The organism is Novosphingobium clariflavum (genome assembly GCF_026420865.1).
GTDB classification, from domain to species: domain Bacteria; phylum Pseudomonadota; class Alphaproteobacteria; order Sphingomonadales; family Sphingomonadaceae; genus Novosphingobium; species Novosphingobium clariflavum.
In genome coordinates, this window is sequence record NZ_JAPCWC010000050.1 from 1 (window position 1) to 15,736 (window position 15,736).

At 61.5% G+C, this 15,736-nt stretch carries 14 protein-coding genes; 6 read left to right on the forward strand and 8 right to left on the reverse strand.

The annotated features are described in order from the left end of the window. Positions 1–34 precede the first annotated feature (34 nt). The 7 genes from OKA11_RS23540 to OKA11_RS23570 all read right to left on the reverse strand — a co-directional run bounded on the left by OKA11_RS23540 (position 35) and on the right by OKA11_RS23570 (position 7,558). Complete coding sequence (locus OKA11_RS23540) at positions 35–310, reverse strand: HU family DNA-binding protein (RefSeq protein WP_122129149.1); 276 nt, start codon at positions 308–310, stop codon at positions 35–37. A gap of 126 nt (positions 311–436) precedes the next feature. Further along, the gene (locus tag OKA11_RS23545; protein ID WP_122129148.1) at positions 437–1,624 is read right to left on the reverse strand and encodes a phospholipase A; all 1,188 of its coding nucleotides are present in this window, start codon (positions 1,622–1,624) and stop codon (positions 437–439) included. After that, a complete protein-coding gene (gene fabI, locus OKA11_RS23550; protein WP_122129147.1) occupies positions 1,621–2,394 on the reverse strand; it encodes an enoyl-ACP reductase FabI in 774 nt (257 codons plus the stop codon). Before fabI ends, OKA11_RS23545 begins: the two co-directional genes overlap by 4 nt. Continuing rightward, on the reverse strand, positions 2,391–3,581 hold the full coding sequence (locus OKA11_RS23555) for an acetate/propionate family kinase (RefSeq protein WP_122129146.1): 1,191 nt from the start codon (positions 3,579–3,581) through the stop codon (positions 2,391–2,393). The genes fabI and OKA11_RS23555 overlap by 4 nt, the downstream gene beginning before the upstream one ends. Then, positions 3,578–5,029, reverse strand: coding sequence for a bifunctional enoyl-CoA hydratase/phosphate acetyltransferase (locus tag OKA11_RS23560; protein WP_234831428.1), 1,452 nt, complete (start codon positions 5,027–5,029; stop codon positions 3,578–3,580). Before OKA11_RS23560 ends, OKA11_RS23555 begins: the two co-directional genes overlap by 4 nt. A gap of 2 nt (positions 5,030–5,031) precedes the next feature. Further along, complete coding sequence (locus OKA11_RS23565) at positions 5,032–6,783, reverse strand: PHA/PHB synthase family protein (protein WP_122129145.1); 1,752 nt, start codon at positions 6,781–6,783, stop codon at positions 5,032–5,034. Then, on the reverse strand, positions 6,773–7,558 hold the full coding sequence (locus OKA11_RS23570) for a TetR/AcrR family transcriptional regulator (RefSeq protein WP_122129144.1): 786 nt from the start codon (positions 7,556–7,558) through the stop codon (positions 6,773–6,775). Before OKA11_RS23570 ends, OKA11_RS23565 begins: the two co-directional genes overlap by 11 nt. 116 nt (positions 7,559–7,674) lie before the next feature. Between OKA11_RS23570 and phbB the strand changes: the two genes are divergently transcribed. The 6 genes from phbB to OKA11_RS23600 all read left to right on the forward strand — a co-directional run bounded on the left by phbB (position 7,675) and on the right by OKA11_RS23600 (position 15,447). Further along, on the forward strand, positions 7,675–8,403 hold the full coding sequence (gene phbB / locus OKA11_RS23575) for an acetoacetyl-CoA reductase (protein ID WP_122129143.1): 729 nt from the start codon (positions 7,675–7,677) through the stop codon (positions 8,401–8,403). Between the two features lie 82 nt (positions 8,404–8,485). Then, positions 8,486–8,899, forward strand: coding sequence for a hypothetical protein (locus tag OKA11_RS23580; protein WP_122129142.1), 414 nt, complete (start codon positions 8,486–8,488; stop codon positions 8,897–8,899). 108 nt (positions 8,900–9,007) lie between these two features. Beyond that, entirely contained in the window at positions 9,008–10,498 is a 1,491-nt protein-coding gene (locus tag OKA11_RS23585; RefSeq protein WP_122129200.1) for an efflux transporter outer membrane subunit, read from the forward strand. Further along, positions 10,495–11,571: an HlyD family secretion protein gene (locus OKA11_RS23590; RefSeq protein ID WP_122129141.1), complete on the forward strand. Its 1,077-nt coding sequence runs from the start codon at positions 10,495–10,497 to the stop codon at positions 11,569–11,571. The genes OKA11_RS23585 and OKA11_RS23590 overlap by 4 nt, the downstream gene beginning before the upstream one ends. Before the next feature lie 28 nt (positions 11,572–11,599). Continuing rightward, the gene (gene rbbA, locus OKA11_RS23595) at positions 11,600–14,317 is read left to right on the forward strand and encodes a ribosome-associated ATPase/putative transporter RbbA (protein ID WP_122129140.1); all 2,718 of its coding nucleotides are present in this window, start codon (positions 11,600–11,602) and stop codon (positions 14,315–14,317) included. A 2-nt stretch (positions 14,318–14,319) separates the two neighbouring features. Next, entirely contained in the window at positions 14,320–15,447 is a 1,128-nt protein-coding gene (locus OKA11_RS23600; protein ID WP_207080806.1) for an ABC transporter permease, read from the forward strand. Positions 15,448–15,455: 8 nt separating this feature from the next. Here OKA11_RS23600 and OKA11_RS23605 read toward each other — a convergent pair. Next, positions 15,456–15,736 (reverse strand): hypothetical protein (locus OKA11_RS23605; protein WP_267224939.1); only part of this gene is annotated, 281 nt, incomplete at its 5' end.

The window sequence follows — 15,736 nt, forward strand, 5'->3', positions numbered from 1 at the left end:
CTGATGGATGCCCAGTTGACTGGCAGCGGGACAATTAGCCGTTCAGCTTGTCCTTGAGCGCCTTGGCGGGCGCAAAGCCCAGCTTCTTCGACGCTGCGATCTGGATCGTTTCGCCCGTGGACGGGTTGCGGCCTTCGCGTGCCGGGCTGTCCTTCACCTTGAACTTGCCGAAGCCGTTGAGGCTGATCTCTTCGCCGCTGGCGGCCGCATCGGCGATCGACGCGAAGACGAGATCGACGACAGCGCGGGCGTCAGCCTTGGTGCTGCCGGTCTGGCTGGCGATCTTGTCGGCCAGGTCATTATTGTTCACGGGAATCCTTTCCGCTCGTTGTTGGTGTGTTGCCCATAGTCACCTGCGCATGGCGACGCCATGGGCAATGCGCGCATCAAGCCCGCATTTGCCGAATAAATGGAATGGTTCGTCATGTTCGGCGCCTCACCGCACAACGGCCAGCCCGATGCGGAACCGGGTCGTGCGGCGGTCATAATCGAGCAGGTTCTCGCCATAGCCGTAGAAGCTTTGGCCAAAGAGATAGAAGTCGGGACCGCCACCCAATATCCGTCGCAGGGGATAGGACATGTCCGCCGAGACTGCGCCCTTGCCTGTCGACAGGTTGAAACGGGTGGAGGTGGAGAGGCGCAGTCCATTATCCTCTCCAACCTCCATAAAGAGGCTGCCATTGCCCCTGTATCTGCGAATGTCGGGATTGTCGGAGCGGTCGCCGACAAAGAGCCACGCACGTGGCGCCACGGTCAGGCGCCAGCCACCGCTCAGCGGGAAAGCCGCCATGGGCGCGACATAGATGCTGTTGATACTGCGCGAGGCATCGCCGTCCCGGCCGTTGGATTCATGGCGCAGGCCGATTTGCCCGCTTACCGTCGCCTTGCCCGCGATCGCGACAGGCTCCGACAGATAGAAAAGCTCGGGCTGGTAGTCGATGTTGCGGAAGGGCGATGATTCCGCACCCAGATCCCAGAACATACGCTGCGTGTATGCGAAGTAGAGGCCGTCCCGAAGGGATGCATGATCTTCTTCGCGGGCGCGGCTGCCGAAGAGTTGATATTTGAAGCTCAGCTGGATGCGCGCTTCGCTGTTCGTGCCCGGACCGTACACGGCGTAGATCGGTTCATAGGCCGACAAATTTTCGAGGAAGGCGTTGCCGACTGTCCGGTCTGCTGGCGGTGGCGCGGGCAGGGGGGGCGCCTGCGCCGCCACCTGTGCCGTTGCCTGCGTGGAAGGCGGAGCGACTTCGAGCGCGATCCTTTGATCGTTCCACGCGGGAACCGACAATATTTCGCCGGCACTGGACGAAGCGAGCCGGTATGCCGCCTTGGCGAAGCTGCCAGGTGCAAGCTCCAAGGAGGCAGGCGTAGACGAGGCGCGCTCCAGCCAGACCGCATGCGCAACGTCGTCTGCGGTGAGCGTGGCGGCGACGCGATCAGGCAGAACGACAGTTTTTTGGGTGTCTGAAGCGTTCAGCAGCCGAACGTCGACCTCGACATTTCCGCCAGCTTCGCGAAGCGCGGCGCGGCTGATCAAAATCTCGATGCCATCCTGAGCCATAGCAGGCGTCGCGATGAGGAGGGCGGCGGAAACCGCCGAAAGGATCGATGCGCGTGTCATGCGTGAAGATGCTGTCCGTTGTCGACCGGGATCACGGTGCCCGTGATCCGCTTTGCGGCGTCGCTGACAAGGAAGGCCGCGAGCGCGCCGACGTCAGCGATATCCACCAGTTGCCCCTGTGGAACCTGTGCCGCCGCGCGGTCCAGCAGTTCGTCGAAGCGGTCGATCCCGCTGGCCGCGCGCGTCGAAATCGGGCCGGGCGATATGGCGTGCGCACGAATACCCTTTGGTCCGAGTTCTGCAGCCATGTAGCGCGTTGCGCTTTCCAGCGCGGCCTTGACCGGACCCATCATATTATAATGCTCCACCACACGTTCGGAGCCGTAAAAGGTCACGCAGAGCAGGCAGCCCCCGTCCGTCATCAACGGCTCTGCCAGCTTCGCCATACGCAGAAAGCTGTGGCAGGATACATCCATCGCCATGGCGAAGCCGTCTGCCGAACTGTCGATCACCCGGCCATGCAGGTCATCCTTGGGTGCGAAGGCGATCGAGTGCAGCAGGAAGTCCAGACCACCCCAGCGTTTTTCAACTTCCGCAAAAAGTGCCTCCATCTGGCCCGGTTCGCGTACATCGCAGGGCGCGGTCCATTCGACGCCCAGCCTGTCCGTCACCGGTTGAACCCAATCCTGCGCCTTGCCGTTCACATAGGTGGCGGCAAGCCGCGCACCGCCGCGTGCAAACGCTTCGGCACAGCCGGAGGCGATGGAATGTTCGTTGGCGATGCCAATGACGAGGCCGCGTTTTCCGCGAAGGTCGATGATGGGGTTCACGGCTGCACTCCAAAGAGAACGGAAAGAGTGTGAAGGCAGATCATATGCTCCTCGTCGGTAGGGATGACGCGGACCTTTACAACGCTGTCATCGAAACTGATGGCCGGAGCGCCGGCCGCGTTGGCGATTTCGTTGATCTGGATACCAAGCCATTCGAGCCGCTGGCAGATACGGCTGCGTATGTCGGCCTGATGCTCGCCGATACCGGCCGTAAACACGATGCCATCCAGGCCGCCAAGGGAGGCCGTCAGGGCGGCGACCTCTCGTGCGGCACGCCAGACGAACAACTCTATTGCATCCGCAGCCTCGGCACGGTCGCTCGCTGCAAGTTCCCGCATGTCACTGGAAATGCCGGAAACGCCGAGCAGACCCGACTTGCTGTAGAGCATGGACTCCACCTCCGAAGCGCCCATGCCCATCTGCGTCTGGAGATGCAGTACAACGCCGGGGTCGAGCGCACCGCAGCGTGTTCCCATCATCAGTCCGTCGAGCGCGGTGAAACCCATCGTTGTGTCGACGCTTTTTCCGTCCGCCATGGCGCACATCGATGCGCCATTGCCCAGATGCGCCACGACCACGCGCCCGCGCGCCATGGCCGGGTCGATTTTGCGCAGTTGATGCGCGATATATTCGTAGGAAAGGCCGTGAAACCCATAGCGCCTGATCCCCTGATCGTGCAGCGCTCGCGGTAGGGCAAAGCGCGTGGCCAGCGGCGGGCGGTCATGGTGGAATGCGGTGTCAAAGCAGGCCACCTGTGGCAGTTCGGGCGCGATGGCGGCAATGGCGCGGATCGCTCCAAGGTTATGCGGTTGATGGAGCGGGGCGAGCGCACTGAGGCTTTCCAGCTCATCCAGCACCGCATCGTCAATCAGGCACGGTCGTGAGAAGTCTGTGCCGCCATGAACGACGCGATGGCCGATGGCGATCACCTCGCGTCCGTCGAGATGCTCTGTAGCCCAGGCAAAGAGCCAGGCGAGGAGGTCGGCATGCGTCAGCGCGGCTTCATCCCGCCAGTCATGCTCCTGCAGCAATGCTCCTGCAGCATCACGGATCGTCAGGCGCGGGGAAATACCGATGCGTTCGATCTTGCCGCCTGCCGAGAGAGTGGGCGTGCGGTCGTCATCGAGCGTGAAGAGGGCGAATTTGATGCTGGAGGAGCCAGCGTTGAGGCTGACAATCGCCTTCATGCGGGTGCCGCTCCGGACTGTGCTTCGGTTGTCTCTTCGGTGCCGGGCAATCCCGGCGCCGCCTTTGTCGCTGCGCGTGAGAGCAGTACCGCCACGGCGCAGGAGGCAAGCCGCGTGCGCAGACTGTCCGCCCGGCTGGTGAGGATGATGGGTACGCGGGCACCCAATACCACGCCCGCAGCATCCGCGCCGCCCAGAAAGGTCAGCTGCTTGGCCAGCATGTTGCCCGCCTCAAGGTCTGGCACGACAAGGATATCGGCTTTCCCGGCGACGCGCGAAACGATGCCCTTTTCCTTTGCGGCCGCTTCGCTGACGGCATTGTCGAACGCGAGCGGCCCATCGAGCAGCCCGCCCGTGATCTGGCCGCGGTCAGCCATTTTACAAAGAGCCGCCGCATCGAGGGTCGTCGGCATGGCGGGGTTGACGGTCTCTACTGCCGACAGGATCGCGACCTTTGGTTCCTTGCGACCAAGGACATGGGCAAGGTCGATGGCGTTGCGGATGATATCCGCCTTTTCCTCCAGATTCGGCGCGATGTTGATGGCCGCGTCGGTGATGATGAGCGGTTCCGGATGCCCCGGCACATCCATGACATAGGCGTGACTGATACGGCGTTCGGTACGAAGTCCGTTGGCACGCGATACGACCGCGCTCATCAGTTCGTCGGTGTGGAGCGACCCCTTCATCAGCAGGACGGCTTCACCCGAATGGATCAACCCGACCGCCTTTGCAGCGGAGTCATGGCTATGGGCGGTGGCCACCAGCCGGTATGCGGAAATATCCTTGCCCGCTTCCTTTGCCGCAGCGCGAATGCGCGCTTCGGGGCCGACAAGAATAGGATTGATCAGGCCCGCTTCGGCGGCCTCCACCGCTGCTGCGAGCGCCGCCGCCGAACAGGGATGGGCCACGGCCGTCAGTGCCGGATTGCCGGCAACAGCTTCTATCAGGCGATGATAGCCGTCATGATCGGACAGGCGGATATCGGGAAGCGCGACACGCGGGCGACGGATTTTCTCGGTCGGCGCTATGACTTCTGCTTCGCCCGCGATAACCGTTTCGCCATGCTGGTTTTCGCAACGGCAGTCGAGCAGGATGATATGTCTGTCGTCGTGCTTTTCCCTGACGGTCACCGACGCGGTTATGACATCCCCTATGCCAACCGGCCGTTTGAAACGGAGAGACTGGCTGAGGTAGATCGTGCCGGGGCCAGGCAGTTCCGTGCCCAGAACAGCGGAAATCAGGCCGCCGCCCCACATGCCGTGCGCAATGACCCGGCGAAAGAAATCCCCTTCGGCGAATTCAGGATCAAGATGCGCAGGGTTCACGTCGCCGGAGGCCAGCGCAAATACCTGAATGTCCTTCTTTGACAGCGTGCGGGTCACACTCGCCGTATCGCCTATCGCGATCTCGCCATAGGTTCGGTTCTCGATCGTGTCGGTATCGTCCAAGGCTACTTCTCCAGAACATAGCTGCCCGGCGCGTCGCCGAGCGTCGGATAACCCTTGTCCGCTGCGCCCATGGATGGCGGGGGTACGGATGCGCCGGAACGTGTGCCGAGCCATTCGCCCCACGCCGTCCACCACGACCCCTCCTGTCGGGGTGCGCGCTCCCGCCATGCCGTCGGGTCGAGCGGTGGACCGTCCATCTCGCGCGTCAGCACCTGAAAGTGCCGGTTCTTGCGGCCGGGCTCGGATACGATACCGGCATTGTGGCCGCCGCTCGTCAGGACGAAGGTTGTTTCCGCGCCGGTGAGCATGTGGATCTTATGCACCGACTTCCATGGCGCCACGTGATCGCGTTCTGTGCCGACAACGAAGAGCGGTGCACGGATCGCCGCCAGCGCGATCGTGCGGCCATCGACTTCATACTTGCCCTCGGCCAAGTCGTCATTGAGGAACAGGCGGCTGAGATATTCGCTGTGCATGGCGTAAGGCATCCGGGTGCCATCCGCATTCCACGCCATCAGGTCGATCATCGGCTCACGCTCGCCCAGCAGATATGTCTGAAGGACGTGTGACCAGAGAAGGTCGTTGGAACGCAGCAGCTGAAACGCGCCGCCCATCTGGCTGCTGTCGAGGAAGCCGTGGCTCCACATCATGTTTTCCAGGATGTTGAGTTGCGCCTCGTCGATGAAGAGCCCGAGTTCGCCCGGCTCGCTGAATTCGGTCTGCGCGGCGAGGAGTGTCATGCTTGCCAGGCGGGTGTCGCCATCGCGGGCCATTGCCGCCGCGGTGATCGACAGGAGCGTGCCGCCAAGGCAATAACCGGCAGCATGGACCTTTGCGCTGCCGGTGATCGCCGTGATCGCATCCAGCGCGGCGATCGGCCCGAGGCGGCGATAATCATCAAGGTCGAGGTCGCGATCCTGCGTGCCGGGATTGTGCCACGAGATCATGAAGACAGTGTAGCCTTGCCCCGTCAGCCATCGAACCAGCGAGTTTCCGGGCGACAGATCCAGGATGTAGTATTTCATGATCCAGGCGGGCACGATCAAAACCGGCTCTGGCCGGACCGTCTCTGTGGTCGGTTCATACTGGATGAGTTCCATGAGCCGGTTGCGGAAGACGACCTTGCCCCTTGCCGTGGCGACATTCTCGCCGACGACAAAATCCTCCGTGCCGACCGGGCGCTCTCCGCGCGCCGTGCGTTGCACATCCTCAAAGAAATGACGCATGCCGTCGGCCAGGCACTGGCCGCCGGTTTCCACTATTCTTTGTTGTACCACCGGGTTCGTGGCGATGAAGTTTGTCGGCGCAAACATGTCGAGCATCTGGCGTGCCGTGAACTCCATAATGTCTTCATGATGCCTGCTGACCCCGCCGATCCCGGTGGTCGCGGCGTGCCACCATTGCTGATTGAGAAGGAAGGACTGGGCGAGCAGATTGAACGGTGGCTGTTTCCAGGCGGCATCCGCAAATCGCCGATCCTGCGGCAGCGGTTCGATGGCCGGAGCGGCATCGGGATCCTTGGCGCTGCGCGCGACGAAATCCAGCATGCGAAGATATTTGCGGGACAGTTTCGCGCCGAGTTGAAGCTGCTTCCCCGGAGAACGGGCAAGATGCATCGCCCAGTCAGAGGCGGCGAGCGCAAGTGTCGAGGGTGAAAGGCCGAAAGTCGCCTGAGCGACGGCCGACGCGGCGGCTCTGTCCAGCACATCGCAAATACTGTCCAGCGGATCGGGGCGCTCTTGCTCAGCGGGCATGTGGCACCTCCCCATAGATCATCGTCCGTTGCTGCCGTGCGCCAAGAAGTGTTGCGGGATCATCTTCGGATGAGGCGCGAAGGGCAGGCACACCGCTGGCGAGCAGATCCAGCGTAGCGTCAATGAACGCCGTCTTTTCCTCGGCTGTGTTCGACAGGCCGCCCTGCCGCAGGATGCGTCGCTGGGGGATCGTTACAAGCGCGTCAAACAGGAAGCCGGCAACGAAGTCGATTTGCTCCGGCGTCGCTTCCGACACCCCAGGGTCGCTCCGTAAAATGTTTTGAAACGCGCTGACCCAGTGGTCGATTACGCGCTGATATGTCCCGTCTTCCAGATCGGGTTCCAGGCGACGCAGTTCCTCCCTGAGCCCCATGAATGCCAGCGCTCTTGGTGTGGTGGTCGCCTCGACAAGAATGTTGGCAAGGAAGGCCATCTTTCTTCGAACATTCCCTTGCGGCAGTGGCGTGTCCACAAGAGCCGCAAAATAGCCTCTTTCCTGTTCGCGAATGGCCAAGAGCAAGCCGCGCTTCGACCCGAAGCGCTGATAGAGCGTACGTTTGCTGACCTGCGCCGCCGCAGCCACGGCATCCATGCTCGTTGCTTCGTAGCCGCGCAGGAAAAACTGCTGGGTCGCGACCTCCAGAATATGGGTGCCCAGCAATGTGGTGATGGAGCCGGGCGGCCGGCCAATTCTCGAGTGCGGTGCGGGTATCTGGGGCTGTCCCGGTATGGCTTTGCCCATTTCTTTTTCCTCGGTGCGCGAATGCAGAATCATAGGCTGGAATATGACCTGAAGCGATATATACACTTATACGTATACATACTGATTCCTGCGTGCCGATGGAAAGAGTGAAAGGCGATCATCCGAGCGACAAAGGAGCTGAGTTCTCGATGACTGGAATCGCGATCGTAACAGGCGGGACACGCGGCATAGGTGCCGCGGTCACGAAGGCCTTGAAAAAAGAAGGATATCAGGTCGCAGCCATCTATCACGGCAACGATGTGGCGGCTGAGCGCTTTGCTCGGGAAAATGCTGTGCCGATATTCAAATGGGATGTTTCGGACGAGGCGGCCTGCCTCGAGGGCACTGCGCGGGTTGAACAGGAACTCGGCCCTGTTTCCGTTCTTGTGAATAATGCAGGAATCACACGCGACGTGATGTTTCACAAGATGAAGTGGGAGGATTGGCGGGCCGTACTGTCCACCAATCTCGATTCCATGTTTGCGATGACGCGGCCTGTGATCGAGGGCATGCGCGAGCGGCGTTCCGGCCGCGTCATCAATATTTCGTCGATCAATGGCCAAAAGGGGCAGGTCGGGCAGGTCAACTACTCTTCCGCGAAGGCTGGCGTGATCGGCTTCACCAAGGCGCTGGCGCAGGAAAACGCCGCACGCGGCATCACGGTCAACGCAGTGTGCCCCGGTTATATCGACACTGATATGGTCGCTATGGTTCCGGATGAGGTCAAAGCGAAGATCGTGTCCACGATTCCGGTGGGTCGCCTTGGGGCGCCCGATGAAATCGCCTCTGCTGTGACCTGGTTGGTTTCTCCAATGGCCAGTTTTTGCACCGGATCGGTCCTTACCGTGAACGGTGGGCAATATATTGCCAATGGGTGATGCTGCGCTTTCACCTACCTTACGGGGGCATCAATCCCCGCGTCTCCACGTAACCTTGAACTGACCTGAAAGGATTTTTCAGATGAGCTATCCCTTCGATCAATGGACGACTGTTGCCGGTGCGAACCGGGACCTGCTTTTGAAATATGCCGAGATCATGCGGCATGCGGGCGAACGCCAGGCGAGCATCGCGACGCATACGCTTGCGATCCTGTCGCCCAAGAACGGCGAACAGGCGCAACCTGTGCATGCGCCGAACTTCTCCGGATTCTCGGAGATATGGCAGGAAATCGAACAAAACCGGCAAGCGACCATGGAAGAAACCAGGGCAGCCTTCAAAGCGTGGCAGGCGGACGTCGGCCATTGCTTTGAGGCCGACGCCGGCCGTCAACAGCTCGCTGCAGCCTTTGAGACATGGACATCATCCTTGTCGAAGTTGTGGCCCGGTGCTGCCGCAGGCGAGAAAGGCAAAGCCGAGAAAAAGCCGGCGTCCTGATGATTGCTTGAGTCAGAGTCATGGACCTCTCCTTCCATATTTCATGAGGGCTAGGAGGTGCGTGTGCAGGCTGGCTGGAACTTGATCGTGGCGTCAGAAAGGGACGATGTGCGGCACAAATTTGGTTTTGGAACAGGGGAGGCCCGAAGAGGGTGGCAAGCGTCACGGGCCGCCTGCGCGCTTGCTGTTTTCGGCTTTCTTTCGGGATGTTCATTCGCGCCGGACCATGTGCGACCGGCCCAGCCGGTCCCTGCTGTCTATAATGCGGAGACCGTACCCGGCAGGGCGATCGCATATTTGGGCTGGCGTGATTTTTTTCGCCATGCCGAGCTCCAGCATCTGATCGAGGAAGCGCTTGCGAACAATCGTGATGTCCGCATTGCGGCTACGCGGGTGGCGGAGGCACGCGCGGCCTGGCGTATCGAGGGGGCGTCCCTGTATCCTCAACTCGATGCTGTGGGAACGGGCACGCGGGGACGTACGCTGTTCAACCTGCCGACGGTCGGGGCCACACCGGTCGATGTGAAACAGATCAGCGCGCAGTTGAGCGCCAGCTGGGAAATCGACTTTTGGGGGCGTCTGCGGAATCTGCGCGATGCCGCGCGGTGGCAATATCTTGCCACGGAAGAAGCCCGCAGGGGTGTTGCTACCAGTCTGATCGCGCAGGTGGCCAATGGCTATCTGCTCGAGCGCGAATATGAGGAACGTGTCGCGCTCGCAAAGGATTCCATCGGAACACGCGAAGAGTCCCTGCGCATCATGCGCCGACGCTTTGACGTTGGTTCCGGTTCAAAGCTGGACATGATGCAGGCACAGATCCTGCTGGCACAGGCGCAGGCAACGTTGCAGGGGCTGGAGCAGGATCGCGTCGTCAATCGCAATGCCCTGGCGCTGTTGGTAGGACGGCCGGTGGACATTTCGCCGGGCAGACTTTCCCTTGCGGACGTGCCAGAAAACATGGTCCTGCCGGCCGGGTTGCCTTCGGATCTGCTGACCAATCGTCCGGACATTGTTGCCGCCGAGTATCAATTGCGCGCGGCCAACGCCAATATCGGCGCTGCCCGTGCTGCCTTTTTGCCCAACATCAGTCTGACGGGTGCCTATGGCACCATGAGCGACGAACTGGACGGACTGTTTTCAGCCGGAAGCAAGGCGTGGACCTTTGCACCGACCATAGCCCTGCCGCTCTTCAATGCCGGTCGACTGAAGGGCAATCTGGACGTGGCGAAGGCGCGGGAAGAACGCGCCGTCGCCGAGTATGAGCGTACGGTGCAGGCTGCGTTTCGTGACGTTTCCGACGCGCTGGTGCAGCGTCGGCAGTTGCAGCTTCAGATCGGTACGACACGCACGATGCTCGATGCGCAACGCGAACGCGCGCGGCTCGCGCTGCTCCGCTTTGACAATGGGCGATCGGCCTATCTGGAGGTTCTGGACGCGCAGCGCGATCTGTTCGACGCGGAACAGGCGCTCGTCCGGCTTCGGCGCGCCGAACTGGCGAGTATCGTCGCGCTCTATTCAGCGCTGGGCGGCGGTTTTGTCGCTGACCAGACTTTTGACAACGGCCCTCAGGGCAACACTGATGGGGGATCCAATCCATGACGCAGCCGACGAAGAAGACCTGGCTTATCAGGGGAGGGATCGTGGCAGCCGTGGCCGCAATAGGGCTTCTGCTCTGGTCGCTGCTGAAGCCGTCGGCGCTGCCGGAAGGCATCGTCGGCGGGAACGGGCGGATCGAGGCGCTGGAGATCGACATTGCCGCCAAAAGCCCGGGCCGCATTCGCGATATCGTCAAGGACGAGGGCGAACTGGTCAATGCGGGCGACGTGGTGGCGCATATGGATGTCGAGACGCTGAATGCGCAGTTGTCCGAAGCGCAGGCGCAACTGGCGCAGGCCCTGAACAATGTCCAGATCGCCGAAACGCAGGTCGGCCAGCGGCAAAGCGAGCATGCAGCCGCGGTGGCGACAGTCCGCCAGCGGGAAGCAGAGCTCAATGCCGCGCGTAAGCGCCTTGCCCGGTCCGAAACGCTGGCGCGTGAGGGCGCAACGCCGGCGCAGGAGCGCGACGACAATCAGGCGGCCGTCGAAGGGGCGGCGGCAACCGTCGAGGCGGCCAAAGCGCAACTGGCATCGACGCAGGCCGGAATCGCTGCGTCGCGCAGTCAGGTGATCGGCGCGCGCTCCAACGTCGATGCGGCGCGCGCGACGATCGTGCGGATAAAGGCAGACATCAACGATGCCGATCTGCGCGCGCCGCGCGGTGGCCGGATCCAGTATCGCGTGGCGCAGCCGGGCGAGGTTGTGGCCGGCGGCGGACGCGTGATGAACCTGGTCGACCTGTCGGATGTGTATATGACCTTCTTCCTGCCGGAAACGACCGCCGGGCGTGTCGGCATCGGTAGCGAGGTTCGTCTCGTGCTCGATGCCGCTCCACAATATGTCATTCCGGCGAAGATCAGTTTCGTCGCCGACGTTGCGCAGTTCACGCCCAAGTCGGTGGAAACGGAGAGCGAGCGCCAGAAGCTGATGTTCCGGGTGCGCGCAAAAATCGATCCCGCGCTTCTGCGCCGTCACATCGCGCAGGTGAAGACCGGGTTGCCAGGCATGGCCTATGTCCGTGTCGATCCCAACACGCCCTGGCCAGCCAGTCTTTCCAATCTTGTGAAGGAATAGGCCAGTGGCCTTGTCTGCGGAACGCCCGATGGTCGTTCGCCTTGCACAGGTGCGCCTGCGCTATGGCAAGGCGGAAGCGCTGCGCGGGATCGACCTGGATATAGAAGCCGGCCGAATGATCGGCGTCATCGGCCCCGATGGTGTGGGCAAGTCCAGCCTGTTCGCGCTGATCGCCGGCGCGCGCGCAGTGCAGGAGGGGACGGTCGAGGTTCTGGGCGGCAACATTGCCGACAGCGACCATCGGGATGCCGTCTGCCCGCGCATCGCCTATATGCCGCAGGGGCTGGGCAAGAACCTCTACCCCACGCTGTCGGTAGAAGAGAATCTGCAGTTCTTCGCGCGCCTCTTTGGCCACAGCGCAGAGGAACGCCGGCGACGCATCGACGATCTTACCCGGAGCACCGGCCTGTATTCCTTCCTGTCCCGCCCGGCGGGCAAGCTGTCAGGCGGGATGAAGCAGAAACTGGGGCTTTGCTGTGCGCTGATCCACGACCCAGACCTGTTGATCCTTGACGAGCCGACCACCGGTGTCGACCCGCTGGCGCGCGCGCAGTTCTGGGACCTGATCGCCCGTATCCGCAAGCAGCGCCCCGGCATGAGCGTGATCGTGGCGACCGCCTATATGGACGAGGCGCAGCGTTTCGACTGGCTCGTCGCGATGGACGATGGTGCAGTGCTGGCCACCGGCACACCCGCCGAAATCCTTGAACGTACGGGCTCCGACAATCTTGAGGCGGCGTTTGCTGAGTTGTTGCCCGAGGAAAAGAAGCGCGGGCACAAGCCGGTGATCATTCCGCCGCTCGACGTTGACGAGAATGACATCGCCATCGAAGCCCAGAATCTGTCGATGCGCTTCGGCGACTTTGTCGCGGTCGATCATGTCAGCTTCCGCATCCGGCGGGGCGAGATATTCGGCTTCCTTGGCTCCAACGGTTGCGGCAAGTCGACGACGATGAAGATGCTGACGGGCTTGTTGCCAGCCAGCGACGGGCAGGCCTGGCTGTTCGGCAACGTGGTTGATCCGCGTGACATGGCGACGCGCGGCAGGGTTGGCTATATGAGCCAGGCCTTCTCGCTCTACAGCGAGCTGTCGGTCCGGCAGAATCTTGAGCTGCATGCCCGGCTGTTCCATGTGGCTGCCGACGAAATACCGGGCCGGGTCGAAGAGATGGCGGCGCGGTTCGGGCTGGAGCCTGTGATGGACGATCTGCCCGAGCGCTTGCCGCTCGGTATCCGTCAGCGCCTTTCCCTGGCCGTCGCGATGGTTCACAAACCCGAGTTGCTGATCCTCGACGAGCCCACCTCCGGCGTCGATCCTGTTGCACGCGATGCGTTCTGGAGGCTGCTCGCCGAACTGTCGCGGCGCGACAAGGTGACGATCTTCATTTCCACCCACTTCATGAATGAAGCGGAACGGTGCGATCGCATGTCGATGATGCATGCGGGCAAGGTGCTGGACAGCGACGTTCCGGCGAAGCTTGTGGAAAAGCGGGGCGCAAAGACACTCGAAGAAGCGTTTATCGGCTATCTGATCGAGGCAACGGGCGAGAGCGAGGTCGAAGCGGAAGAGGTGACGCCGGATCAAGCCCGGGTCGTCCATGAGCCGCTTCCCGTGAAGCAAAGTTTCAGTCTCCAGCGCATGTTGAGCTATGTCTGGCGTGAGGTGCTCGAACTTCAGCGTGATCCCGTGCGGGGCACATTGGCGCTGGGCGGCACGGTCATATTGATGCTGGTGATGGGCTTCGGAATAACGCTGGACGTCAACGACCTGCGCTATGCCGTGCTCGACCGGGATCAGAGCAGTGTGAGCGAGCGCTACCAGCTCGACATTTCCGGATCACCCTATTTCACCCAACGACGTCCGATTACAGACTATGACGACCTCGATCGGCGGATGAAGAATGGCGAACTGGCGCTGGCCATAGAGATACCACCCAATTTTGGCCGCGATGTGCAACGCGGCCAGGATGTTGCCATCGGTGCATGGTTCGATGGCGCGATGCCGCAACGCGCGGAAACGGTGCAGGGGTATATCCAGGGCATGCACCAGCACTGGCTGGCCGACCAGATGCGTATGGCCGGCATTTCCGGGACAGCTGGATCCGTATCGGTTGAAAATCGCTTTCGTTACAATCCCAACGTCACCAGCCTGCCTGCGATGGTACCGGTCGTCATTCCGCTATTGCTGCTGATGCTGCCGGCCATGCTGACGGCTTTGGCGGTGGTGCGAGAGAAAGAGACCGGTTCCATCATCAATCTGTATGTCACGCCAGTGACGCGATCGGAATTCCTGCTTGGGAAGCAGCTCCCCTATATCGCGCTCGCCATGATCAATTTTGCGGTCATGTTCCTTATGGCGATCTTCCTGTTCAACGTGCCGCCGACCGGTAACGTGATGGCGCTTGTCACGGCGGCATTGCTATTCTGCGTGATATCGACGGGCATGGGGCTGTTGGCGTCGGCGGTTACGCAAAGCCAGATCGCAGCGATGTTCCTTGCCATGATGGGTACGCTGATTCCGACCATTACCTATGGTGGCATGCTTGATCCCGTATCCTCGCTCGAAGGCGGGGCTCGGATCATCGGCGAAATATATCCCTCGGGTCACATGTTCACGATCAGTCGAGGTATTTTCAACAAGGCGTTGGGTTTCGCCGACTTGCTCGGAGCCTTTTGGCCATTGCTGATTACCGGGCCTTTGATCATCGGCGTGGCTACTATGCTCCTTGCAAAGCAGGAGCGTTGATCATGCGCCGGAAGTTCGCGAATATCTATCGGCTGGGCGTCAAGGAGCTGTGGAGCCTGTGGCGGGATCCTACCATGCTGTTCCTTATCATCTTCATGTTCACTTTCGCAGTCTATTCGGCCGCTACAGCCTCTCCCGAAAGCCTGCACAGGGCATCGATCGCTATCGTGGATGAGGACAGTTCGCCGCTCTCCCAGCGGATCGCTTCGGCCTTTTACCCGCCGCAGTTCGTAAAGCCTGTCATGATCGCGCCAGCACAGATCGACCCCGGCATGGACGCGGGCGTCTACACTTTCGTGCTGCACATTCCATCGGGCTTCCAGCGCGACGTCCTGGCGGGGCGATCGGCCGAAATACAGTTGAACACGGACGCCACGCGGATGACGCAGGCCTTTTCCGGCAGCGGTTATATCCAGCAGATCGTGTTGAGCGAGGTTGAAGAATTCAGGACGCGGTATCGCGGAGAAAGTTCTTTGCCGGTACGTCTGGAACTGCGTGCCCGCTTCAATCCCACGCTGGATAAAAGCTGGTTCGGCGCGCTGTCCCAGATCATCAACCACATTGCGATGCTGTCGATCATCCTGACGGGTGCAGCACTGATCCGCGAACGGGAGCATGGCACGATCGAGCATTTGCTGGTCATGCCCGTGACGCCGTTTGAGATCATGCTCAGCAAGGTATGGTCGATGGGGCTGGTTGTGTTGCTGGCCGCTTTCATATCACTTCAACTGGTCGTCAGGGGCGCACTGGGCGTGCCGGTGGCCGGCTCTCAGCTGCTCTTCTTTGCGAGCGCTGCGCTGGTTCTGTTCGCGACGACATCACTCGGCATATTCATGGCGACGATCGCCCGGAACATGCCGCAATTCGGCATGCTGTCGGTTCTGGTACTGTTGCCGCTCCAGATGCTCTCGGGCGGTACGACCCCGCGCGAGAGCATGCCCGAATTCGTTCAGAACGTCATGCTCGTCGCGCCGACGACGCACTTCGTGCAACTGGGGCAGGCCATCCTGTTCCGTGGCGCAGGCATCGATGTCGTATGGCCGCAAATGCTGGCGGTCACCGCGATCGGCACCGTATTTTTCGTTATCGCGTTGAGGCGTTTCCGCAAGACCATCGCATCGATGGCCTGAAGCAGCAGCTAGACATCCAGCCGCTGCTTCACGTCCGTCAGGAAATCGACATGCGCATCGGCGGTTGTATAGCCCCGATACATCGTGCCGACGCTGGCATGCGTGCCGCCGGCGTCACGCCAGCGGCGCAGCGTGTCGAGTGTTTCCGGCACGTCGAGCCCGCGCCCGGTCTTGTCCTGCAGCACGAGGTGAAAACCGAAGCCGCCCACTGGTCGTTCGCTCTGCGCGAGCAATTCCTTGATGCGGGTGATGCCGGGAAGCGCACTTTCCTCCAAACCGGCCGCGAAGG